Here is a 22,955-nt window from a genome sequence, read left to right as displayed (position 1 = left end):
CTGATCACAAACAAGGCAATTAGTTCAAAAAAAATCCCCGCTAATTACTAGCAGGGATTTGTGTATAAGAGACAGCTAATTAGCGGCTTTTTTAGTTCTTGCATAAATGTCTTTTTAACAGGATCTATATCGTCTCTGCTTTCCTAGTGTGCCTAAATGCCACAATACCAATAGAAACAGCGGCTAAAATAATGCAGTACCAAACATTAATCACCACTTCCAATGGCGAAATATTAAATGTCGCTGCGACTAGTAGAGCTTGAGCTCCGTATGGTACTAACCCTTGGGCAATACAGCTAAATACATCTAACAAACTTGCACTACGCTTTGGACTGATATGTCCTTCTTCTGCTAGCTCTTTTGCAGTGTCTCCCGTCACTATAATAGCAACTGTATTATTGGCGACCGCTAAGTTAGTGGTAAAGGCTAAACTGGCGATGGCTATTTGATTGGTTGACGATGACGGTGTTTTGCTAAAAAAGTGTACAATCGTATTAATTTTATCAACAAGGTAACCCAAACCGCCCTGTCGCTTCATTAGCTCACTTAAGCCACCAATGAGCATGCTTAGTAGGAAAATTTCCTGCATATTACTAAAGCCCGTATAAATATCTTTCCCTATCAGTGATATTTGGTAATCACCAAGTAATGCGCCGGTAACCGCTGAAAGTAAAATACCTAGTAATAAAACCAGAAAAACATTCATTCCCATAACAGCAAGAATGATAACGAGTAAGTAAGGTAAACCAAGCCAGATATTATCGACATCTACTGCAGTAATTTGTGCAGGGTTATTGAATCCAATATAGGCATAAATAGCCACACAGATAAGTGCAGCTGGAATAGCAAATACTAAATTTTCATAAAATTTATCTTTTAACTCAGCACCTTGAGTTTTGGTCGAAGCAATAGTCGTGTCTGAAATTAAGCTTAAGTTATCACCAAATATCGCACCACCTACAACGGCACCGGCAATAACAGCTGGGTCAATATCTACATTTGCCACTATTCCTACGGCAATAGGTGCGATGGCCCCAATAGTCCCCATTGACGTCCCCATGGCCGTTGCCACGACAGCTGAAACTAAAAACAAACCAGCAATAACCAAAGGAGCAGGTACAAATTGCAATCCGACATTAACCATAACATCGACACCACCTGTGGCTTGAGCTACAGAAGAGAAGGCTCCAGCTAATAAGTATATTAGGCACATGGTAATGACTTTATCATTCCCCATGCCCTGAATAAGCGTGGTTACGCTGTTATCTAATGTAACTGGGTTACTAGCTAGATATCTATCTAAAAATAAAGCCAAAATAATAGCTGGAATAATAGCAACAGGAGCAGGCAATTGATAAAAAGCAAAATCGACCCCTTGTAAATGTAACCAAACACCAGTACCTAAAAACGTAAAAACAAATAAAATCAAAGGCGTTATAGCTAACCCAGACGACTTAGAGGGATTTGACTCAAGCATTAATGAAAGCTCCAAAAAAATTAACATTAAAAATGACTGTACCACAAAAAATTATCGACATACCAAAGTCTAATTTTTGCTCAGTATAAATACTTAAACTCACCAAGCTTTGGTATTATCTAAAATTAACTGAGACATCATATCAACATGACTGTCATCATCATTTAAACACGTAATGTATTCAAATTTTTCACCACCAGCTTCAATAAAGTATTCTTTATTTTCTTCTGCAATTTCTTCTAACGTTTCCAAACAATCAACAGCAAAACCAGGACAAACAACTTGTACCGACTTAGTCCCTTGTGCAGCTAATGCCTTTAGCGTTCCCTCAGTATAAGGTTGGATCCACTGAGCTTTACCAAAACGAGATTGAAATGTAGTTAAAATCTGATCTTGAGATAACTCTAATTGCTCGGCAACTAAACGTGACGTTTTAAAACATTCACAGGCATAAGGGTCGCCTTTATCCCAGTTCCTTTGAGGTATACCATGAAACGACAAGATTAATTTTTCCGCTTTTCCATGCATATACCAATGATCTTTAACTTTATTCACTAAAGCTTTAACGTAATCTTCATTGTCATGATAGTGACTGATAAAACGAATATCAGGTATACGACGTTGCTGCTGATAATAATCGCCAACTACATCAAAAATAGATGCTGTGGTGGTAGCAGAGTATTGCGGATACAAAGGGATAACTAATAACTTACTTAGCCCTTGTTGCTCAAATGCTTTCAGTTTTTCAGCTATGTTATCGGTACCGTAGCGCATAGCGTAATCGACCATAATATTGTCATGATCTATCGCTAATTTCTGTCCTACTTTTTCCGCTAATTTTTTAGTATTAATTAATAACGGTGAGCCCTCTTTTTGCCAAATAGAACTATAAGCTTCAGCAGAGCGTTTACTACGAAATGGTAAAATAATTAAATTTAGAATAAACCACCAAATTATTTTAGGTATTTCTACCACCCGAGAGTCTGACAAAAACTCTTTTAAATAGACTCTTACCGCTGAAGCTGTTGGCTCTGTTGGTGTGCCTAAATTAACTAACAACACGCCTATTTTTTGAGGCTTTTTATGATCGAAATTTGTGTTATTTGGTGTTTTCATAAAATTTATTCAATACCTAAGTTTACGCTTATAACGATGAAATAAGCTGTAGATTCGTTTCAGTTATGCTGATACTTGCCGATAATAAAGATATTCCTTTTAATCCACCAGAGTTTTATATGAAACATCATATTTTGCTATTGATGATCAGTTTAAGTACTTCAGCTACTTTTGCCGCATCGGTGGACGATACGCCACCTATTGATTTGTCCGAACTTCAAGCAATTGATATTAAACATTACGTACAAGATCGGGAGATCAATATATTAACGTTAGATGAATCTGAATATTTAACCTTAATGAAAGAAGAAACCACAGGCTTTCCTCGAGGGATCGCTTTTATAGTGCCTGAAATTAATCAATCCATTACTAAACAACCAGCAATAAATATGTTGTATGACAACTTAACGGAATACGGTTGGCGCAGTTTGTTACTTACAATGCCAAATATAGAGCAAACCAATGGGAGTTTTAATAATGTACAGAAAACAGATAATCAAAGTACACCAGGTTCGTCTGAAGATGGTCAACAGCAAGAGAAAGATCCAAGCGTTCAAACAAACGCAGGATCAAACGTTAGTACAAAAAATGATAGTCAAGCAGCTAGAGACCCCAACCTTAGATTAAAGGCATATCACCAAGATGATATTTTTTCTAGCCAAACAAATGCAGAGATTGAGGATGAAATCCTAAAACGAGTCGAATCTGCTTGGCAATATGCTGAGCAATTCCCTGGCTATTTTATTTTCATTTGTCAGGGAAAGAGTTGTGCTTGGTTAACGAGTTTATTTCAGCAACAGAAATTAATGCAACCAGATGCACTGATCATGTTAAGTGCCCATATGCCACAGCAGGATTTAAACGATTTATTTGCACAACAGTTAAGCGAAACCGAATTCCCTGTGTTGGAGTTATTCAAACAAATGGATAATCAGTGGGTATCAAGCTCTATCCAATATCGAAGGAAATTAGCTCGAAAGCATTACAAAACAGATTATCGACAACGAAAACTTAATAGTCATATCGCTTTTGGTAATAACAATATGCGTACGGTTAAAGAAATATATGGGTTTCTCACAGCCGTTGGTATGTAAAGGTTAAAAACCACGTTCTTTTTTTATTAGTTCGTAAGCTGATTGAATATCTTGAGTTTTCTGTTTGGCTACTTCCATCATTTCTGGCGGTAAGCCTTTAGATACTAATTTATCTGGATGGTTTTTAGACATTAAACGTTTATAAGCACGCTTAATTTCTTGAACGGATTCTTTATCAGACACGCCTAACAAGGCATAAGCGTCTGATATACTCGGTGAAGCAGAGTTAGTACCTTGCTGACGACCTTGTTGTTTATTTTGACTATTGCTATTGCTATTGCTTCCAGCGTAGCGACGTTCGTATCTTCTGTTCTTTTGCTGTTGATCTCTTTTATAATTTTGAAACCTAAGCTCAGCTTCCCAAATTACAATCAATTGCCCTAAATGTCGTTTGGTAAAGCCTAACTGGTTTGCAATATTAAGTAAAAGTTCATATTCAGCAGGTTCTAGTATGGAATCTGAATAAGCTATCTGAATTTGAATTTCAATAAAAAACTGACACAAGTCTTGTCGCTTACCGAAATACTGCTTAAACAAGTTAATTTTTTTCTTAATTGGAAAGCCTAAAGACTTTCCTTCATTAAATGCTTCTTTTGCCTCAGCAACTTGCTCGCCAGACAAATGCATTTGAGTCATAAACTCATTAGCAGTTTGAATATCTTCAGCTGTGACATTACCACTGGCTTTAGCCACATGACCCATAACTGAAAAAGTAGTATAGAAAAATATAGCTTGTTTTGAATCGTCACTCGTTAACCATTCCTCAACATTTTGTTTGTTCGTTAGACGTTTAATTGCAGCATCAAACAAATGTCCTATATATAAACCAATTAATGCACCGATGATGTTTCTTAATAATAAAAAACCAAAAAATGCCCCTACTATTTTCCCAGTCAAAACTACTCTCTTTATTTTCTTTAAATATCCACCAAGTGAATATGGGTTCAAATTCACAATTTTCAATTTATACACAGACTAAAGGTTAAAAAATAAACCTTAAAAACCATTAAATTGCAGAGCGCGCATAGTATAGCGTAAAAAAATCAGATAGAATTCCGAGGTTGGAGATTTCGTATATAGTTATCATTCTCACTTTGTTTCTCATCTTAAGTTTTAGAGGTTAAATTGTCGCCTACTCTTTTTTCAAAAATATTGCACAGAATAGCCTTTGTTATGCGTAGTCCTGCCTTTGCTGTTATATTTTTATTGTTAAGCTCTACAGCTAAAGCAGAACCTGTTTGTGCTATTACGCCATTAAATTCACCAACAAAATCAACCATGGAACACGTTACTCATAAACCTGATGAAGTGATAGTCACTAGTGAAAGTGCCGACTTAATTCAAGGAAAGTACACTGAATTTAATGGTAAAGTCACTATATTTCAACAAAATCAAACAATTAAAGCTGATAATGCTACCTATAATGAAATAACTAATCAATTTATTGCCACGGGAAATATAGAGTTAATCTCGGAGGCTGCCAAAGTGTCAGGCTTATCTATTTTCCTGGACGAAACAAACCAAGATTTAGAATTACTCGGTACTAAATATCAATTTGGCTTTAATGCGGGTAGAGGCGAAGCTGAAGTGTTTTCAATAAAAGGTAGTAATGACCTTAAGCTAAAAGCAGCAACCTTCACAACTTGTCCTGGCGATGAGCCTAGTTGGTTATTTGCAGCAGATAGAATTGAAATAAATCAAGAAAAAGGCTGGGGTGAAGCTTGGAATGCTGTATTTAAGATTGCAGACATTCCCGTTATCTACGTTCCATACGCAACATTTCCAATATCAGATAAAAGAAAAACTGGTTTATTGTTTCCAGAGATAGGTAATTCCACTAATTATGGCACTTATATAGCTCAGCCTATTTATTTCAATTTAGCTGATAACTATGATCTTACATTAACACCTAAGTACATGTCTAAACGCGGGTTATTACTGCAATCTAACTTTCGTCATTTAACTTACAACTCTGATAATGTTTTACAAATGGAATATTTATCTGAAGATAAAAGTGATACTGATTTAGGGGAAAGATATTTAGCTTATTTGCAGCATGAATCTAACTGGCAAGAAAGATGGAAGACTCAGCTACAATGGACTGATTTGAGTGATGATAATTATATCAGTGATTTTGGTAGTGATTACCATCATCAATCAGATACCAATTTAAATAATTTCGCCATGCTAACTTATTATGGTGACAATATGGACTTATCCTTACTATCACAAGATATGTATGAACTTGGTCCACATACGCCATCTTATAATTTACCCATTCAACTGACTCTAGATTGGACCGCTTATCCTGTAACGGACTCTTTTCAATTTTTAGTTAATAGCCAATATAGTTTCTTTGAAAATGAGTACAAAGATATAGATGAAGTACAACGAATTCATTTTTCACCTGAGTTAATTTATCAGTTTAACACACCGTCATTTCAACTATTAGCTAGTACTAGCTATCTATCGACGTATTACAACCAAAAAAATACACAGTTAGATGAAGCTCAAGAAATAACTCGTAATTTAGCCAAAGCTCGTATTCTGACAGGCCTAACATTTGAAAAACAAACTACTTATTTTAAACAGGATGTACGTCAGACCTTAGAGCCTAAAATTCAATATTTATATATAGAAGATGTTGATCAATCAGATATTGGTTTATATGACTCTCAATTATTAAAGGAAGATTATTTCTCTTTATTCAGGGATAATAACTATTCAGGTATAGATAATATTTCAGCTGCAAATCAAATGACTATCGGATTCAGTACCAGTATATACAATGACGCTAATAAAGAACTATTTAGATTTGGTCTTGGCAAAATATATAAATTAAAAAATGATACCCTTGGAACTAATGATGACTTAGTTAGCTCTAAGCAAGCAGTCGCCCTTGAATGGTTTGGACAACTTACCGAAAACTGGCAATTAGATGGTGGTCTCTTGTATAACCAAGAGATTGATGAAGTTGAAACAGGCTTTATTTCATTGGATTACTGGCTGGCAAAAGATAAGAATTTTCAATTCAATCATAGATATGCGACCGATGTGGCTGGTATAAAAATAAATCAAGCTGGTATTTTTGCTAGTTACCAAATTAATTCAACATGGGCTATTGCAACAAGTTACCACCAAGACTTAGAGTCTGATATAAATATGGATGCTTTGATAGGTTTTGAATATCGCTCTTGTTGTTGGAGTATACAATTGGCAGCTAAACGACAAATTCTTGTTGATTTAGATGATGCGCAAATAGGCTCTAATACAGATATCGAATATGACACTGGCATCAGTTTCAATTTTAAAATTAGTGGATTAGGTGGTGATTTATCATCAAGCATTGCAAATTTATTCTCAGAAAGTATTTTTGCTTACCGCCGACCATATTTAATTACAAATTAAAAATATATAAGAGAAAAATAATGATAAACAAATCAATTATAAGTTTAGCTTTATTGTGTAGTCTGTTTGTCTCAGCCACAATACAAGCTGAACCACAAGAAATTGACCATGTCACAGTAATTGTCAATGAAGGCGTTATTTTAGAAAGTGAAATTCAAGCAATTATCGCTGAAGTAAAAAAAACGGCTTTACAAAACAATCAATCTCTTCCTTCTGATAAGGCACTAAGAGCTCAAGCTGTTGACCGTTTAATTATAAACAGTGTTCAGGTTCAAATGGCAGAAAATATGGGCATACAGATAAGTGATGCACATCTTGACTCTGTAATACAAAATATTGCTCAAAGTCAAAATATGACCGTAGAGCAAGTTCGCTTAGAAATAGTAAAAAGTGATGAGAGTTATGAGCGCTATAGAGAAAAACTAAGAGAAGAAGTGGCACTTAATGAGGTTCGTCGCGGTAATGTTCATAGACGGGTTAACATCTCACTACAAGAAATTAATACACTTATTGGTTTAATGGACGAAAACTCCAGTAAAGAAGAATATCAAATAGGTCATATTTTGGTATCAGTGCCAAATAAAGCAGCACAATCTGAAGTGGATGTAAAAAAAGAGATCGCAAATAAGGTTCTTAAATTATTAAAAGATGGCAGCGACTTCAAAAAAATCGCAATAGCATCGTCTTCTGGTGCAAAAGCTTTAGAAGGTGGTGATTGGGGTTATATGGGTATTAACGAAATGCCTTCATTATTTGCAGAAAGTGTACGTGACAAAAAAGCAGGAACATTAATTGGCCCTCTTCGTTCTGGTGCTGGTTTTCATATAGTAAAAATATTAGATGTACGAGGACGTCAAACGGTTGAAGTTAAAGAAGTTCTAGCTCGCCATATCTTAATCAAACCATCTATTATTTTAAGTGAAGAAAAAGCCAAAAATATGCTTAATAAATTCTTAGAAGAAGTTGCTGATGGAACCGAAGATTTTGGAAAACTAGCTAAAAAGCACTCTGAAGATCCAGGCTCTGCATTAAAAAATGGTGAGCTAGGTTGGGCTAACCCTGATATTTACGCTCCTAAGTTTAAAGAGCAGTTAGCCAGTTTAAAAGTAGGTGAATACAGTAAACCATTTCGTTCACAATTTGGTTGGCACGTAGTGCAACTGATGGAAGAGAGAACGGCTGATGCAACAGCAAAGAGTAAACAAGATCAAGCGTATCAGATTTTATATAAACGTAAGTTTGCAGAGGAAGCAGAAAATTGGTTAAGAGAAATTCGAGACCAAGCTTATATTGAAGTAATTGCGGAATAATATGCTTAGTAAAATAGCGATAACTCCAGGCGAACCAGGCGGTATCGGTCCAGACATTACAATACAAGTTGCTCAATTAGAATGGGACGCTCAGCTTATTATCATTGCCGATAAAAGTATGATGTTAGATCGAGCAAAAACACTTAATTTACCATTAACTTTGATTGATTTTGACAATACCAAACCGTCAATAAAACATATCCCTGGTCAGCTATACATCATTAATGTGCCATTAGCTGAGCCAGCCAAAGCTGGTCAACTCAATGAAGCTAATGGTCGATATGTGGTAGAAACCTTAACGGTGGCAAGCCAAGGTAACTTAGATAATATTTATGATGCTATTGTCACAGGGCCAGTACAAAAAGGAATAATTAACCAAGCCGGTATTCCTTTTAGTGGACATACTGAGTTTTTTGCAGGGCACTCTAATACATCTGATGTAGTTATGTTATTAGCCACTGATGGTTTAAGAGTTGCCTTAGTGACTACTCATATTCCTTTGCAATATGTATCAAAAGCCATAACACCAGAACGTTTACATAAAGTAATTAGTATTTTACATAGTGAATTGCAAGTGAAGTTTGGTATTGAGAACCCAGCCATATTTGTTTGTGGATTAAACCCACATGCTGGTGAAAATGGACATTTAGGTCGTGAAGAAATAGAAGTTATAGAACCAACTTTAGATATATTAAGAGCCGAAGGTATTAATCTAATTGGCCCTTTACCTGCTGACACCCTATTCCAAGAAAAATATTTACAAGATGCTGATGCCGTATTAGCTATGTACCACGACCAAGGTTTGCCTGTATTAAAATATAAAGGTTTTGGTAATGCTGTTAATATCACTCTAGGCTTACCTTATATAAGAACCTCTGTGGATCATGGTACAGCACTAGATTTAGCCGGAACCGGTAACGCAGATATTGGCAGTATGAAAGTTGCCATTACCCATGCTATTAAAATGGCAAAAGAAAAATTAGCGAGAGCCTCTAAATGAGCAAACATAGACCATCCAAAAAAGTCACCAATGTAAAAAAAGGCATTCATCAAGGTCATAAAGCTAAAAAACGATTCGGTCAAAACTTTTTAAATGACCCTGATATTATTGACAGAATCGTTCGTGCTATTTCACCGAAAGTAGGCGATAACCTGTTAGAAATAGGTCCTGGTTTAGGCGCTATTACAGAACCTGTTGCTGAATTAACTGATAAATTAAATGTAGTAGAGCTCGACAGAGAGCTTGCTGATAGACTTAAAACACACCCGTTTTACGGTAGTAAATTAAATATTTACCAAGGTGATGCTTTACAATTTGATTTTAACGAAATAATTAAACCCGGTGAAAAATTCAAGATCTTTGGCAACTTGCCATACAATATATCGACGCCATTACTTTTCCATCTTTATAACTATCTTGATTGCATAGAGAACATGCACTTTATGTTACAAAAAGAAGTTGTTAATCGTATGTGTGCGGCTCCAAACAGCAAAGCTTTTGGTCGACTGAGTGTAATGACGCAATATTATTGCAAAACAATACCAGTTACTGAAGTGCCACCAAGCGCATTTATACCACCACCAAAGGTTGATTCAGCGGTAATACGTTTAATACCTAAGCCACATGCAGAACGAAACCAAGTTAATCCGGCAACTCTGAATACTGTGTGTTTAGAAGCATTTAACCAACGTAGAAAAACATTACGTAACAGCTTGAGCAACATAGTGAGTCAAGATGTACTAGCTGAGTTAGGGATTGATGCTAACCTACGCGCTGAAAATCTAACTTTAAATCAGTTTATAGAAATTGCTCAATGGTTAGATAAAAATAAAGAAGAACTGAGTAAAAATGACGATTAGTATTGAAGTTAAAACTAAGCATATTGAAGAACAATCCGATGAACAAAATCATCGTTTTGTATTTGCCTATACTGTCACTATAACTAATAACGGTGATAGTAACTCACAGTTATTAAATAGGTATTGGTTGATCACAGACGCCAATGGGAAAAAGACAGAAGTACAAGGTGCTGGAGTTGTCGGTGAGCAACCTATGATCCAACCTGGTAAAAGTTACACTTATACCAGTGGTTGTATTATTGAAACGCCAGTTGGCACAATGGAAGGTTATTATGAAATGTTAGATACCGCTAAAAACAAGCATAAAGCCTCTATTCCAGTATTCCGCCTTTGTGTTCCTAACATAGTACATTAAATAAATAGTTCACTAATCCAATGGTATAGTAAATCAAATGGCACATTACTTTATTGGCGATTTACAAGGTTGTTTTGATGGGCTGCAACAAGCACTGGCTAAAGTAGACTTCAATTCTAGTAAAGATACACTTTGGTTAACGGGTGATCTTATTGCTCGTGGTGAGCAGTCATTACAAACACTTGAGTTTTTATATAAAAATCAAGACTCGGTAAAAACAGTACTAGGTAACCATGACTTACATTTTTTGTCTGTTGCCAATAAAATAAAAAAAGAAAACCCAAAAGATTTATTAACTCCCCTATTAAAAAGTCCTAAACTAACTCGTTATATCGATTGGCTTAGGTTGCAACCTTTAGTGTTAGCTTTACCAGATAATTCAGGATTTATGAGTCATGCAGGCCTACCGCCTGACTGGCAAGGTAAAGACGCTATATATTGGTCGCAGCAAGTACAGTCTATTTTAATCGCAAAAAACTATGTTGATTTTCTTCCTTCCATGTACGGAAAAAAGCCAACTAAATGGCATGAAAAGCTATCAGAACTCGACAAAATAAAATACGCTATAAATGCATTAACCAGAATGCGCTATTGCTCATTAGATAATGAGTTGGAATTTGATACCAAGTGCGCGCCTCAAGATTTAATCGATAAAAGCTTAAAACCTTGGTTTGAATGCAACAAGCAAAGATTTAAACAACATAAATGGATTTTTGGTCATTGGGCTTCATTAATGGGTAAAACTGAAAATAAAAATATTATTGCACTAGATACAGGTTATGTTTGGGGACAATATTTAACCATTTATGAATTAAATAAAAATAATTATCTAAAAATCCCAGCAATTAAGAAATAACCCTACATAGTTTAACTACAAAATATTGTAATCTACCCGTGTAAACTTGCTATCTAACTACAAAAAGCAGTTGTCGAACCACAAAAATAAAATTACATGATAGAATCTACAATTAGCGCTAAATTTATTTAACTTATTGCCGATAGCTTTTAGAGAAATAAAAAATTTATAATGTTTTCAAAATATTGGAGCTCATATGAACTTAACCATTGCTAAGAGAGTAATTGGCGGATTTGCAATCACGTCCACCTTGTTGTTATTCCTTGGCATTAACTCAATCTTTGTTTTAAACGGGATATCTGAGTCAACAACTCAAGTTAATCAAGTTTCTGTTCCAGCATTGGATGCCAGCGCTAAACTTCAACAAAACTTCCTGCAAATGAGTAAAACGGCATTATTAGAATACTATGCAACTGACTTTCAAATTATTGAAGAGTCTATTGCTAAGTTTAATGAGCAATCTTCGGAGTTTGATACCGACTTTGCACTATTAACAGAAATAGTATCCCAGGACGAATTACTTTTTGAAGCCCTACCTAGCGTGAAAAATAGCTACGACGCATTTAAAGAAAAAGCCGACTTATTATCTCACTCCAAAGAAAGAGTGCTAAAACTAGCAGATGCTATTGCCACTACATTTGATGATACTGAAATGGCCGCTGACGATGCATCAGTTTACTTATTAGATTTTATCGATTTAAATAATTTAAGCGTTACGAAACCTGCTGCACGAGAATTGGCTGTAAAAATAGAAAGCAGCATGGTGAGTGTTATCAGTGCAGTTACCGATATTAAAAAAGAAAACAAAAAATTAACGGTTGCTGTCATTATTAAAGAATTAGCTTATACCCAAGACAGTATCAATGAGTCACTTGCACAGTTAATTACGGTTGTGGGCAATTCAGATGTTGAAGGTTTTGATGATGTTGTAGAGCAAATTGGCATTTTAAATGACATGCTAACTAATGAAGTTTCAATACAAAAGCTAAAAGTAGACTGGATAAATCAACTAGAAACAACAGACCGTTTATTAACAGAAACAAACTTAGAAATTAGTAATGGTTTAGCTGCGCTAGATAGTTTATCTAAAGTAGTTAAAGAGCAGTTATCTATTATGAAAACGGAACTAAGCGAAGATGTTAGTGACGGAGTATTAAGTAACTGGTTTGTTATGGTCATCTCAATCATATTATCTGTATTTATCGCATTCATTACGGTTATCCGAGTTACTCGCCCTCTGGCAGAGGTTAATCGTGTACTAACCATAGTTTCTACTGGTGACTTAACCACTAAATTAGATGACTCAGGTACAGATGAATTTGGAATTTTAGCTAAAAACTGTAACTTATTAATTGAAAACCTACGTAACCTAATTAACGGTATCGTTAACCGCTCAAATCAATTAGCTACTGCTGCTGAAGAAACATCTATGATCGTTAAAGAATCGACTATTGCGATAAACGATCAACGTTCACAAGTTGAGCAAGCCGCAACAGCAACTTCAGAAATGGCTAGTACCTCTGAGTCTGTTATGGAACGAGCAAACGAAGCATTATCTGATATAAAACATGCTGATGAAGATGCTGAAAAAGTTAAACTTATTTCAAATACAAATAAAGATACCATCTTGCAACTAGCAAAAGAAATTGAACAAGCATCAGGTGTTATTAACGATGTGAATCAACACAGTGTTGCAATCGGTGGTATTTTGGACGTTATACGTGGCGTAGCAGATCAAACCAACTTATTAGCACTTAATGCTGCGATAGAAGCAGCTCGAGCTGGTGAGCATGGACGAGGCTTTGCGGTTGTTGCCGATGAAGTTAGAACTCTAGCAAGTAAAACTCAACAATCTACTGAAGAAATTCAAAGCATGATCGAACAGTTACAAAGTGGTTCCACATCTGCTGTTGAAGTTATGAACAATAGTAAAGAGCAAGCTGAGAAATGTGTAGAGCAATCTGAGCAAGCAACTATTGCTCTAGATAGCATTACAGACTCAGTGCACCAAGCTAACGATATGAGTGAACAAATTGTATCGGCAGCAAGAGAGCAAAATCAAGTTAGCTCAGAGATAAGTGAACGTTTAGAGTCGATTGTAACTATTGCAGAACAAACGGCATTAGGTGCTGAACAAACTGAGTTGTCTTCACAAGAAGTGGCTAAACTGGCAGAAGAGTTACGCCAGTCAGTAGATCAATTTAGATTGTAACCCTTATTTAGATTTTTCTTATCTTGTTAAAAAACGCCAATTTATATTGGCGTTTTTTTATGAAATGTATTCAAATAGCATTAACGTATGAATACATCTTGTACTCTAACCTAAGCCTTTAAGGTGCATCTCTTTGCTCTGGTGTGACTTTGAAGTCTTGAACCATTGTATGTGGATTAACAACGGCTTTATGATTGTTTGTTGCCTGAGCCCACCACTCTAATTGATTAAACGTACGGCCAAAATAACCAAACCAAGATGCTTGGTCTTCTCCTTCTTGCACAGAACCATCTTCAGTAAACACATCTTGTGCTTTAGGTACGTGGATCATGGCTGATACAGATAAACAACCTAATTCAGATAGGAAGGTTCTCATATTAACGGCAGCGCGCATTCCGCCCCATTGACCAGCTGAATAAGTCACGATTGCACTTGGTTTATAGGAAAATAGAGAACTGCCAAAGTGATTTAATAGATTAGCTAAAGCTGGGCTCATAGAGTGATTGTATTCGGGACTGATCATGACAAACCCGTCAGCCACTTCTATTTTTTTAGCTAAGACATCGAGCTCAGTAGGAGCTTTACCTTTTGCATAAGCAAATTGTGGCTTAAATACAGTGTCCAATGAGTAGTCTAACGCGTCGATTAATTCGAATTCATGTTCAGGAAATTGGCTGTTTAAACAGGCAATAGAGGCTTTTGATACTCGAACGCCAAGTCGAACTGGTCTAGGTGGCGTACTGTTTCTAACTGTGCCTAAGAAAACAAGAAATTTCATATATAAACTCCATTAAATAAATTACGATATCAAGCTAGTCGTTTTTTTGGGTTTCAGATCTAAGCTATTATTCCAATGATCCATAAAACTAATGCATACATGATAACAATGGTAAAAAGAACGAATATTGAGCTGTATTAATGAAACATAACATAATTTGTAGAAAGTTGATTTTGAAGGTTTAAAGTAAAAAAAGTAAGTTAAAAAATTACAGGTGTGGGTTTGTATAGAGGTTAAATTGTTAATTTTAACTAACACTCATAGTTAAAATTAACACCTTAACAATTAGAGTAACTTTTCAATTGGACCCGTTAGTTTTTGTGGTTTAGTGGTTGATCCAAACCGTTTAACCACCTGACCTTGTTTGTTAATTAAGAATTTAGTGAAATTCCATTTTATTTTTTTACTGCCTAAAAATCCGGGTTTTTGTTGCTTTAAATATGTATAAATTGGGTGTTCATTTTCACCATTAACATTAATTTTTTCAAACATTTGAAAATCAACACCATAGTTAATTTGACAAAACTCTGAAATCTCGCCTGAATCGCCCTTCTCTTGTTCACCAAACTGATTACAAGGAAATCCAAGGATAACTAAACCTTGATCTTTATACTTTACATACAAGTCTTGTAAGCCTTCATACTGATAAGTAAAACCACATTTGCTTGCTGTATTAACAATAAGCACAACCTTGTCTTTGTACTCTGACATATTAATAACTTGCCCTTGCAGACTCGTTGCACTTAACGTGTAAAAATCACTCATTGTTTATCCTTAATATTTCATCTCTTTAATAAGTATGAGAATAACGCTTAAATCTTAATATTGATAATTAAATTATTGTTTCACATTTATATTTAAAGTACTTAGCTGAAGTACTGTGCCGGCATTAACTTTCAGTTGCAGAGAATAGGCAAAAAAAAGCTGGGAATTAATTCCCAGCGATTACTCATTATCGTTTACATAATCAATGCGTTAATTAAACGACAAGCCTAATGATTTTAACCTTGCTGTACGTCGGCTAATTGCGTCAGTCTCAGACTGTACCGTCTCAGCTTGATTTAAGTTATCTTGTGAGGCATCACTTATATTAACTATGTTTTTACTGATCTCTAATGACACCGCATTTTGCTCTTCGGCTGCCGTTGATATCTGCATGGTTAAGTCTGCTATATCGGTAATTGCATCATAGACTGCAGTAACCACGCCCTGAGTCTCTTCAGTATCAGCTACGCAAACTTCAGCTGCTTCTTTTCCTTTAGCCATAGTGTCTGACCAAGCATGTAGTGTACTTTGAATTTCATTAATAGATTTATGAATTTGCTCAGTAGCACCGTGAGTACGACTAGATAACGCCCTAACCTCATCAGCAACAACAGAGAAACCTCGACCATGCTCACCAGCTCGTGCTGCTTCAATGGCGGCATTTAACGCAAGTAAGTTAGTTTGGTCAGCAATACCCTGGATTTCTTGCATGATAGTACCAATTTTCTCAGCTTCTTCGGCTAATTCATGTGCAGATGTTGATGACTGAGCAACATCTTTTGCTAATGAAGAAACTTGAGTCATGGTTCTTGTCATCGACTGAGTCGCAGTTTCACAATCATTATGAGCTTGATGAACTTTCTCTGATGTACTCGTAGTATTTTGAGCAACTTCAGAAATGGTAGCTACCATTTCTTCAACCGCTGTAGAAACTTGGTGAAGTTCATGGGTTTGTTTTTCAACACCTACTTTGGCATGACTAGATGCATTATTTAATTCTGCTACACCATCTTCCATAACATTAGCAATATCAACAACTCGGCCTAATATAGTTCTAACTTTACCTTGTTGAACTTTAATATGGTAATCAGCCACACTATAAGATTTTGTGCCAGAAAACACCCAACGAGAAGCACTGTCATACTCACTTTTCAATTGTTTGAAGTAAGCTGGTGTTTTAATCAGCTCATCGGCATAAAATATAAAAGGTAATATAGGTAACACAAAGGCAAATAAGTTAGATATTGCGATTGTACCAGCCAGAGTTGCGGCACTAAACAGCGCAAACAACGTATGACGACTGTTTAAATGTGAATACCAACCTTCTATATTCTTACCTTGGTTTAAAGCTTTGTACGCTTTTATTGCCGAGTGCTTATCTTTCTCACTTAGTTTAGCCCTAACGGACTGATAACCAATTAATTGGCCATTTTCAAAAATTGGACATACATAGGCATCAACCCAATAATAACGTCCATCTTTACAACGATTTTTAACCGCACCACGCCAATTCTCACCATTTTGTAACTTTGCCCACATGTCTTTAAAAGCGGCTTTAGGCATGTCCGGATGACGAACCATATTATGGTTATTACCTACAAGTTCATCCAACTCATAACCGGCAATTCGACAGAAAATAGTATTTGCATACGTGATCACACCACGTAAATCTGTGGTTGAAACGAGCTCTTCGCCCTCATTAAACGTTACTTCTTCATCTACAACTGGCTGATTCCGTTTAGACATATGACTCTCTCTGATAAATGCTATTCGTTTAATTTCTAAAAATTTCCACAGCAGCAATGAAAATAAAAAATGACTGGAGATTATAAAGTATCTATCGGCAAAAATGCATTTAACTTTATGATATAAATCAATAAGTTTTTATTTATTGATAATATTCCTCATTCTCCGTCATGTGAGATGCTTAAAGGTAACAAAAGCTTAGTTTAATGGATAAAAATTTGCTTCGAGGTCTATATCATAGACACCTTTTAAAAGTGGGTTTATACTCTGCAATCTTTTTAGTGACGACTTTAGTTGCAACTTACCATTGGGGAAATAGTTAATGATCTCAGAAAAACACCAACACTTAGTATTTGCCTTTTTTATGGCATTGTTAATGTCATGCCTGATGTCGTTTGTGATCACCATCTTTAACATAGGTTTTGCAGATAACTTATTAAGTTTGTGGCTACAAGCTTGGAGTTTTGCTTTTGTTGTAGCCTTTCCAGCTGTTGTTACCGTGGCACCTTTAGTGAAAAAATTAACCGCTGCAGTTGTTAAAAAATAGAAAACTAAGCTAATAGTTACTTTTTAATATGGATTAGCCTAACATTAGTTTAATTAGGCTTTCTTATATAAACCCCTTTTTTAACGGGAATATCATCTTCCAAACTAACTAACATCCACTGATATTGATTTTCGTTTACCCATTTCCATGTTTCAGTATAAATTTCTATTTCACCATCTAATGTAATCGACTTATAAATAAACTCTAACGAGCCATCTTCAACATTGCCAAAATATTCTAGTAACTCAGGATCTTTGCCTTTTTTCTGGAAAGTAGAAATGCCTTTAATTGAGAAGCTATCCGGTGAGTAATAAAAGAAACCTTCACTGACCACATATTCCTTTCCACCTTCAATAATGAAGTGTTTCATTTTGATCTGTGTATAACCTAATCCCCATTCAAATACTTTATAGCTGTCCGTTCCTAACCACCATTTTCCGCCTATAACATTAGACATAAGGTTTAAATGTATTTGTTCTTCTTGTGAAGTTTCAGAGTGGGAAAAAGGGGAGCTACAAAACAAGGTAATAGAAAGAAGTAAGCAGTAAATTTTTTTCATATTCATCCAAAATTATCTTTGAAGTAAAAAACACAGCGTTTGTCACTTCGAGAGATTTAGCATGATATAAAAGTATTCTACAAATACCGTTTACGCAAATTTTAGTCCTGGTTATTAAATAACTTATCGAGCGGTAAGCTAGTTAACTTCTCCATTGTTTTTACCACGTAAAACAAAATAGCAATGAGCATAATAAACGATGGTATCGCGATAATTGGATAACTAAGCATCGTCATTTCACCAAGTTCTTGATTAAATTCAACAGTGCCAGTTGGGCTGGTTACTATCCATTTGGCTAGCCAATAATTCATAGCTGCTGAAAATACAAAGGTAATAGATAAATAATGGTTGGCGCTGTTTACTTTAGATTTAAATTGAGCCGTATTATTCAATTTAGCCAAAGAGTCATAAATAAGGTTTAAGTTAAAAATCACAGGATTTAATAGCATTTTAGCAATAATTGGCTTATTGCTAAATCCAGATAAAAACACCACAAAACCAATAGCAGAAGGGATTGCCGCTTCTTTAACCGCTAACCACTGCACATCAAGTTCAAACAAACCTATGCCACCGGTTAATAATGTACTGAGGAAACCTAACAAGGATATAAAGTTAAATGACTTGTACTTTATTAAATCATAAAGCCCGTAGGTAAGAGGAAATAAGAGTGCAAATATTAATGCATTAACACTACCTAAAGAGCTAGCGTCGGATAACTTCATCAGTATTAACGAGGGAATAACGACATTTACTATTAACTCTAAAAACACATTAGGTTTACGCTGTGTATCCGTTTGATTCATATTTCACTCTGGTTATATTAAATAAAACACCCGCGAACTTGTCTGCGTGTTTACAATTATTGTATTTATACTCAAAAATATCGAAAATACTAAGCTTCAGACAATAACTAAAGATGGAAAAACTATTCAGCTAAGCAATTTCTACCTGACTTTTTAGCACGGTATAAGGCTTTATCTGCTTGTTTCATGACTTCGTCAAATTCTTTTAGCTCACCTTCTCGCTCAGCGACACCTATACTAACACTGACATGAACGGTTTTACTGCGACTTTGAGCTTTAGAGCGCTGTGCCTTGCCAGTTTTGCGATTATCTGGGCGATCATTATTATCACGTATAGTCATAGCGTAACTGGCAATAGATTCACGAACTTGTTCTAAATAAGGAATTGCATAATTAACAGACTTATTTGGAAATACAATAGTAAACTCTTCACCGCCGTAACGATAAGCTTTACCACCGCCTTTAACATCATCAATCTTACTCGCCACTAGTCTCAAGACTTGGTCACCAACATCATGCCCGTAAGTATCATTAAACTTTTTAAAATGATCTATATCTAGCATAGCCACTGTGTACTTTTTACCTAATGAAAGGGAGGATTGTAACAAAGCTCGTCTTGCTGAAAGCCCAGTTAATTCATCAGAAAAAGCCATCTGGTAAGAGTCTGTTAATACTCCTTGAATTAATAACAAACCAAATACAGAAAACGCGACTAAATGAGTAAGTACAGCTGCATCAATTAATCTAAAATAGACTAAGAAAAAAGTGATTATCCAGATGCCTAAAATGGATTTGCTCGGACTAGAAATATGCTTTACCGCTAACATTAATAAAGCCAGTACTGACAGGATCAATTCTATTTGAGTCATACCACCAAGCTTGATGCCTGTTATTAATTCTGTGTTTAATAATTCATGTAAGGTAATTGAGTGATTAAAACGATAGTTAACCATAATAATGGTAAAAATAATTGCAGCTCTTAATAAGCCATGTCGATCAAAAATGGTTTTATTTTGGTCAAAACTAAAAAAAACCAAAATAAATAACTGACTTAAAAACCATAACGATGGGCTAAATTTAAGATATTTGAAATGCTCAACCTCAACAAATAATGCCCAGCTTAATAGCAAAAACAATAATATATAAACGATACGGCTTTGTTTAAATTTAAGCGCAACAACAATTGCACCAATAAACAAAAACATTGGAGCTTGTTTTAACAGTGTTTGCCAAGGCCTTAAATCTAACATCCCATTTTGAATTACAAAAAACAAAGTGAATATTAACACTACTGGTAAAGACACAGCTTTAATAAAGTTGACGACTAAATAATTCAATTAATGACCTTATCTGCTTTGGCACTATACCAACTTCCCATTACTATCTTTTTCTGAGCACCAGTAACAGAAGGTGAGTTTGCACTCATTAAATTAACTCGACAATAAGCTAACCATGCAAATGCCATAGCTTCCAATGCATCACTATTTATACCAAGAGAATCTGTCGCTTGAATGATATATTGAGGTAACTCTTGTTGTAACTGCGCTATCAAAAATTGATTATGCACTCCACCACCGCAAATAAATAATTTTTTTGTATGGGTGAATGTCTTAATTTGTTCTGCTGCAGTTATTACCGTTAATTGTAATAAAGTTCTTTGAATGTCTTCTGGTAATAGTTGTTGAAAATCTTTCTGAGTTAAAAGTTCTTTAATCGCAGGTTCGTTGATTTTTACTGTGTACAATTCAAGTTGTTTATTTAACCAAGCAATGTTAAATAATTCTTTCCCTGTACTTTTAGGCCAAGGTAAAGAAAAATAATTATCTTCCAACATGATATCTAACAGAGTGTGATTAACCACACCAGATGCGGCCCACATGCCTTGAGCATCGTATGGTTTTTGAGTATGCATCTCACACCAAGTATCTAACAAAGTATTTGCAGGTCCAGTGTCAAAGCCAACGACCTCAGCATTAGGGTTCAATACTGTTATGTTAGCAATTCCACCTAAATTTAGCAGGATACAAGCGCTATTGTCATCGAGTTGTTCGCCGGCTTCGGTATTAAATTGCTGAGCAAATAAAGCTTGATGAAACGCAGGAACCAAAGGAGCTCCTTGACCACCAACCGCTACATCCATATTTCTAAAATCACTAACCACGTCTATGCCTGTTAATTGAGCCAGTAAATTGGCATCAGTTATTTGCATACTAAAAGGAAATTCGTCGTTAGGTTGATGGCGTATTGTTAACCCATGACTGCCAATTGCCGTTATTTGTGACTTATCAATTTTGTATTTATCCATTAAATCATTAATCGCATCTGCAAATAAATGTGCTAACTGTACTCCAGTGTGCCCTAAAATTTGCATATTAACGTTTTGTTCAAAAGATAAATGTATAAGGTTGGATTTAATTAATTTAGGTAAGGAAACACTGTGGGAAGCAACAAGCGATATTTTATCCTCACAGCCAATTTTATTAATTGGCTGTATATCTACAATAGCAACATCAATAGCATCTAAACTAGTACCTGACATTAAACCGATAAAATAATTTTTACTACTCATCGAATTCCATCTATCTATTTGTTATTAACGGATAGCTAGTAGCAACTGTTTATTATGCTGTAATAAACCTAAACGTTCTTCAGCATAAGCGGCAAATTGCGTTTTCTTTTCACCTTTTAATGGATTTGCTTTAGGTAAAGAAACCGTACGTGGATTACGATGAACACCATTTACTAAAAATTCATAATGTAAATGAGGACCCGCTGCTAAACCAGTTGAACCAACTAAACCGATAACTTGTCCTTGCTTAACTTTTTGACCACGACGTACTTTGCGCTTAGAAAAGTGAATGTATTTAGTAGTAATACCGCCGCCATGCTCAATAAACACATGGTGACCATTAAATCTGTCGTACCCAGCTTTTATAACTTTACCATCACCTGCAGCAAATACCGGAGTACCTGTATTAGCAGCGTAATCGACACCTCTATGTGCTTTCATTCTTTTTTGTACTGGGTGGAAACGTCTATTAGAAAAGTTTGAACTGATATATTTAAAGTTTACCGGTGAGCGTAAAAACGTTTTACGCATGCTGTCACCTTCAGGTGTGTAATAACGGCCATCGTCATAACGAACAGCTGTAAATTTTTCATCTTGATTAATAAATTCGGCAGCGACAATATCACCGTGACCGATAAATTCACCATCAATATAAATTTGTTCAACTAGAGCAGAAAAGCTATCACCAGCTCTAATATCTAATGCAAAATCGACATCCCAAGCAAAAATATTTGCTAAGTTCATGATCATATTATCATTTAAGCCTGACGCTGTACCTGCATTCCAAAAGTTACTATTAATTTTACCTTCATAATAAACCGTTCTTATTGTTCTTGATTTTTCTTCAAATGATGATGAATAAGACTTATCTTCTGTAAGCTTGGCGACCACAGTGGTTAATTGATCTTGCTCATAACTTAATGAAACGACTTCTTTGTCTTTGTTTAATTCAAATTGTAAAAACTTACCAGGAATTAACCGAGTGAACGTTTTCGATGCTTCACCTGAACTAGCAATGGCTAGCATAGTTTTTTGAGGTTGTTTTATACGGGTAAAAATTGTTGCTAGTGAATCACCACTACGTATTTTAACTTTAAATAAATCAGTAAATTCAATTTCAGTATTTGCTTCGCTGAAATCTAGAGGAACAGGATAATCTTGACCAATAGAGAGTGCCGCATAATTAGCGACAATATTATTCGAGGTTACAACAGGATGCCCCGTCATTCTAGAGGCTTTAGCCGACTCACTAGGTAACACGATCAATAAAGCAAATAGCATAGACGCTATTAAGATCGTGACTCTGTGTTGTTTTGGAAAATTATCTACTAAATTCTTCATATCTCTTCTTGTAATAACTTATACATGACAAATTTATTTGTATTCATAGAATACTATTTCCACCAGATTACCACTGTGACTTTATAAATCCAAGCAGGAAAACCCCTATAACACAGGTGTTTCGTGCAAAAAAACACCTTATTGTAGAAGTAATCCTCA

General features: G+C 35.4%; 20 protein-coding genes. 9 read left to right on the top strand and 11 right to left on the bottom strand.

The window, feature by feature from the left end; all coding sequences use genetic code 11:
• Positions 1-124: 124 nt before the first annotated feature.
• A complete protein-coding gene (locus Q0940_RS16055; protein WP_299270799.1) occupies positions 125-1,477 on the bottom strand; it encodes a Na+/H+ antiporter NhaC family protein in 1,353 nt (450 codons plus the stop codon).
• 99 nt (positions 1,478-1,576) lie between these two features.
• Positions 1,577-2,593: a ferrochelatase gene (hemH, locus tag Q0940_RS16050; RefSeq protein WP_299270797.1), complete on the bottom strand. Its 1,017-nt coding sequence runs from the start codon at positions 2,591-2,593 to the stop codon at positions 1,577-1,579.
• Between the two features lie 65 nt (positions 2,594-2,658).
• Here hemH and Q0940_RS16045 point away from each other — a divergent pair, with 65 nt between their 5' ends.
• Positions 2,659-3,687 carry a DUF3530 family protein gene (locus Q0940_RS16045; RefSeq protein ID WP_299270796.1) on the top strand — a complete coding sequence of 343 codons (1,029 nt, stop codon included), beginning with the start codon at positions 2,659-2,661 and terminating at the stop codon, positions 3,685-3,687.
• A gap of 3 nt (positions 3,688-3,690) precedes the next feature.
• On the opposite strand, the gene djlA is transcribed toward Q0940_RS16045, so the two are convergent.
• Positions 3,691-4,584, bottom strand: coding sequence for a co-chaperone DjlA (gene djlA, locus Q0940_RS16040; protein ID WP_299270794.1), 894 nt, complete (start codon positions 4,582-4,584; stop codon positions 3,691-3,693).
• Between the two features lie 228 nt (positions 4,585-4,812).
• On the opposite strand from djlA, the gene lptD reads away from it, so the two are divergent.
• The 7 genes from lptD to Q0940_RS16005 all read left to right on the top strand — a co-directional run bounded on the left by lptD (position 4,813) and on the right by Q0940_RS16005 (position 13,688).
• Positions 4,813-7,095 carry an LPS assembly protein LptD gene (lptD, locus tag Q0940_RS16035; RefSeq protein ID WP_299270791.1) on the top strand — a complete coding sequence of 761 codons (2,283 nt, stop codon included), beginning with the start codon at positions 4,813-4,815 and terminating at the stop codon, positions 7,093-7,095.
• 20 nt (positions 7,096-7,115) lie between these two features.
• A complete protein-coding gene (gene surA, locus Q0940_RS16030) occupies positions 7,116-8,405 on the top strand; it encodes a peptidylprolyl isomerase SurA (protein WP_299270789.1) in 1,290 nt (429 codons plus the stop codon).
• 1 nt (position 8,406) lies between these two features.
• Positions 8,407-9,405 carry a 4-hydroxythreonine-4-phosphate dehydrogenase PdxA gene (pdxA, locus tag Q0940_RS16025; protein ID WP_299270787.1) on the top strand — a complete coding sequence of 333 codons (999 nt, stop codon included), beginning with the start codon at positions 8,407-8,409 and terminating at the stop codon, positions 9,403-9,405.
• On the top strand, positions 9,402-10,265 hold the full coding sequence (gene rsmA, locus Q0940_RS16020; protein ID WP_299270785.1) for a 16S rRNA (adenine(1518)-N(6)/adenine(1519)-N(6))-dimethyltransferase RsmA: 864 nt from the start codon (positions 9,402-9,404) through the stop codon (positions 10,263-10,265). The genes pdxA and rsmA overlap by 4 nt, the downstream gene beginning before the upstream one ends.
• Entirely contained in the window at positions 10,255-10,620 is a 366-nt protein-coding gene (gene apaG / locus Q0940_RS16015) for a Co2+/Mg2+ efflux protein ApaG (protein ID WP_299270783.1), read from the top strand. The genes rsmA and apaG overlap by 11 nt, the downstream gene beginning before the upstream one ends.
• A gap of 37 nt (positions 10,621-10,657) precedes the next feature.
• Entirely contained in the window at positions 10,658-11,476 is an 819-nt protein-coding gene (locus Q0940_RS16010; protein ID WP_299270781.1) for a symmetrical bis(5'-nucleosyl)-tetraphosphatase, read from the top strand.
• A 196-nt stretch (positions 11,477-11,672) separates the two neighbouring features.
• The gene (locus Q0940_RS16005) at positions 11,673-13,688 is read left to right on the top strand and encodes a methyl-accepting chemotaxis protein (RefSeq protein WP_299270779.1); all 2,016 of its coding nucleotides are present in this window, start codon (positions 11,673-11,675) and stop codon (positions 13,686-13,688) included.
• 118 nt (positions 13,689-13,806) lie between these two features.
• On the opposite strand, the gene Q0940_RS16000 is transcribed toward Q0940_RS16005, so the two are convergent.
• The 3 genes from Q0940_RS16000 to Q0940_RS15990 form a co-directional block, all read right to left on the bottom strand.
• Entirely contained in the window at positions 13,807-14,466 is a 660-nt protein-coding gene (locus Q0940_RS16000) for an NAD(P)H-dependent oxidoreductase (RefSeq protein WP_299270777.1), read from the bottom strand.
• A 285-nt stretch (positions 14,467-14,751) separates the two neighbouring features.
• Complete coding sequence (locus tag Q0940_RS15995; RefSeq protein WP_299270776.1) at positions 14,752-15,231, bottom strand: glutathione peroxidase; 480 nt, start codon at positions 15,229-15,231, stop codon at positions 14,752-14,754.
• Positions 15,232-15,441: 210 nt separating this feature from the next.
• The gene (locus tag Q0940_RS15990) at positions 15,442-16,977 is read right to left on the bottom strand and encodes a methyl-accepting chemotaxis protein (RefSeq protein ID WP_299270774.1); all 1,536 of its coding nucleotides are present in this window, start codon (positions 16,975-16,977) and stop codon (positions 15,442-15,444) included.
• 322 nt (positions 16,978-17,299) lie between these two features.
• On the opposite strand from Q0940_RS15990, the gene Q0940_RS15985 reads away from it, so the two are divergent.
• The gene (locus Q0940_RS15985; RefSeq protein WP_299270772.1) at positions 17,300-17,524 is read left to right on the top strand and encodes a DUF2798 domain-containing protein; all 225 of its coding nucleotides are present in this window, start codon (positions 17,300-17,302) and stop codon (positions 17,522-17,524) included.
• A gap of 49 nt (positions 17,525-17,573) precedes the next feature.
• On the opposite strand, the gene Q0940_RS15980 is transcribed toward Q0940_RS15985, so the two are convergent.
• The 5 genes from Q0940_RS15980 to Q0940_RS15960 form a co-directional block, all read right to left on the bottom strand.
• Positions 17,574-18,083, bottom strand: a complete 510-nt coding sequence (locus Q0940_RS15980; protein ID WP_299270770.1) for a hypothetical protein — start codon at positions 18,081-18,083, stop codon at positions 17,574-17,576.
• Positions 18,084-18,184: 101 nt separating this feature from the next.
• Positions 18,185-18,886, bottom strand: coding sequence for a VC0807 family protein (locus Q0940_RS15975; protein ID WP_299270768.1), 702 nt, complete (start codon positions 18,884-18,886; stop codon positions 18,185-18,187).
• A 122-nt stretch (positions 18,887-19,008) separates the two neighbouring features.
• Positions 19,009-20,223, bottom strand: coding sequence for a GGDEF domain-containing protein (locus tag Q0940_RS15970; RefSeq protein ID WP_299270766.1), 1,215 nt, complete (start codon positions 20,221-20,223; stop codon positions 19,009-19,011).
• The gene (locus Q0940_RS15965) at positions 20,220-21,455 is read right to left on the bottom strand and encodes an anhydro-N-acetylmuramic acid kinase (protein WP_299270764.1); all 1,236 of its coding nucleotides are present in this window, start codon (positions 21,453-21,455) and stop codon (positions 20,220-20,222) included. The genes Q0940_RS15970 and Q0940_RS15965 overlap by 4 nt, the downstream gene beginning before the upstream one ends.
• A 24-nt stretch (positions 21,456-21,479) precedes the next feature.
• A complete protein-coding gene (locus Q0940_RS15960; protein ID WP_299270762.1) occupies positions 21,480-22,796 on the bottom strand; it encodes a peptidoglycan DD-metalloendopeptidase family protein in 1,317 nt (438 codons plus the stop codon).
• Positions 22,797-22,955: the final 159 nt, after the last annotated feature.

The organism is uncultured Psychrosphaera sp., assembly GCF_947500655.1.
Taxonomy (GTDB): Bacteria; Pseudomonadota; Gammaproteobacteria; order Enterobacterales; family Alteromonadaceae; genus Psychrosphaera.
The sequence above is the reverse complement of the archived record's forward strand: the minus strand, read 5'-3'. Positions and strand labels throughout refer to the sequence as shown.

Excerpts from the sequence above, each read along its gene's own strand:
- Q0940_RS15975 (WP_299270768.1), bottom strand. The coding sequence starts at position 18,886 with ATGAATCAAACGGATACACAGCGTAAACCTAATGTGTTTTTAGAGTTA.
- pdxA (WP_299270787.1), top strand. The coding sequence starts at position 8,407 with ATGCTTAGTAAAATAGCGATAACTCCAGGCGAACCAGGCGGTATCGGT.
- apaG (WP_299270783.1), top strand. The coding sequence starts at position 10,255 with ATGACGATTAGTATTGAAGTTAAAACTAAGCATATTGAAGAACAATCC.
- Q0940_RS15990 (WP_299270774.1), bottom strand. The coding sequence starts at position 16,977 with ATGTCTAAACGGAATCAGCCAGTTGTAGATGAAGAAGTAACGTTTAAT.
- Q0940_RS15965 (WP_299270764.1), bottom strand. The coding sequence starts at position 21,455 with ATGAGTAGTAAAAATTATTTTATCGGTTTAATGTCAGGTACTAGTTTA.
- Q0940_RS16010 (WP_299270781.1), top strand. The coding sequence starts at position 10,658 with ATGGCACATTACTTTATTGGCGATTTACAAGGTTGTTTTGATGGGCTG.
- Q0940_RS15995 (WP_299270776.1), bottom strand. The coding sequence starts at position 15,231 with ATGAGTGATTTTTACACGTTAAGTGCAACGAGTCTGCAAGGGCAAGTT.
- hemH (WP_299270797.1), bottom strand. The coding sequence starts at position 2,593 with ATGAAAACACCAAATAACACAAATTTCGATCATAAAAAGCCTCAAAAA.
- Q0940_RS16005 (WP_299270779.1), top strand. The coding sequence starts at position 11,673 with ATGAACTTAACCATTGCTAAGAGAGTAATTGGCGGATTTGCAATCACG.
- Q0940_RS16000 (WP_299270777.1), bottom strand. The coding sequence starts at position 14,466 with ATGAAATTTCTTGTTTTCTTAGGCACAGTTAGAAACAGTACGCCACCT.
- rsmA (WP_299270785.1), top strand. The coding sequence starts at position 9,402 with ATGAGCAAACATAGACCATCCAAAAAAGTCACCAATGTAAAAAAAGGC.
- Q0940_RS16045 (WP_299270796.1), top strand. The coding sequence starts at position 2,659 with ATGCTGATACTTGCCGATAATAAAGATATTCCTTTTAATCCACCAGAG.
- Q0940_RS15980 (WP_299270770.1), bottom strand. The coding sequence starts at position 18,083 with ATGAAAAAAATTTACTGCTTACTTCTTTCTATTACCTTGTTTTGTAGC.
- surA (WP_299270789.1), top strand. The coding sequence starts at position 7,116 with ATGATAAACAAATCAATTATAAGTTTAGCTTTATTGTGTAGTCTGTTT.
- Q0940_RS15985 (WP_299270772.1), top strand. The coding sequence starts at position 17,300 with ATGATCTCAGAAAAACACCAACACTTAGTATTTGCCTTTTTTATGGCA.
- Q0940_RS16055 (WP_299270799.1), bottom strand. The coding sequence starts at position 1,477 with ATGCTTGAGTCAAATCCCTCTAAGTCGTCTGGGTTAGCTATAACGCCT.
- Q0940_RS15960 (WP_299270762.1), bottom strand. The coding sequence starts at position 22,796 with ATGAAGAATTTAGTAGATAATTTTCCAAAACAACACAGAGTCACGATC.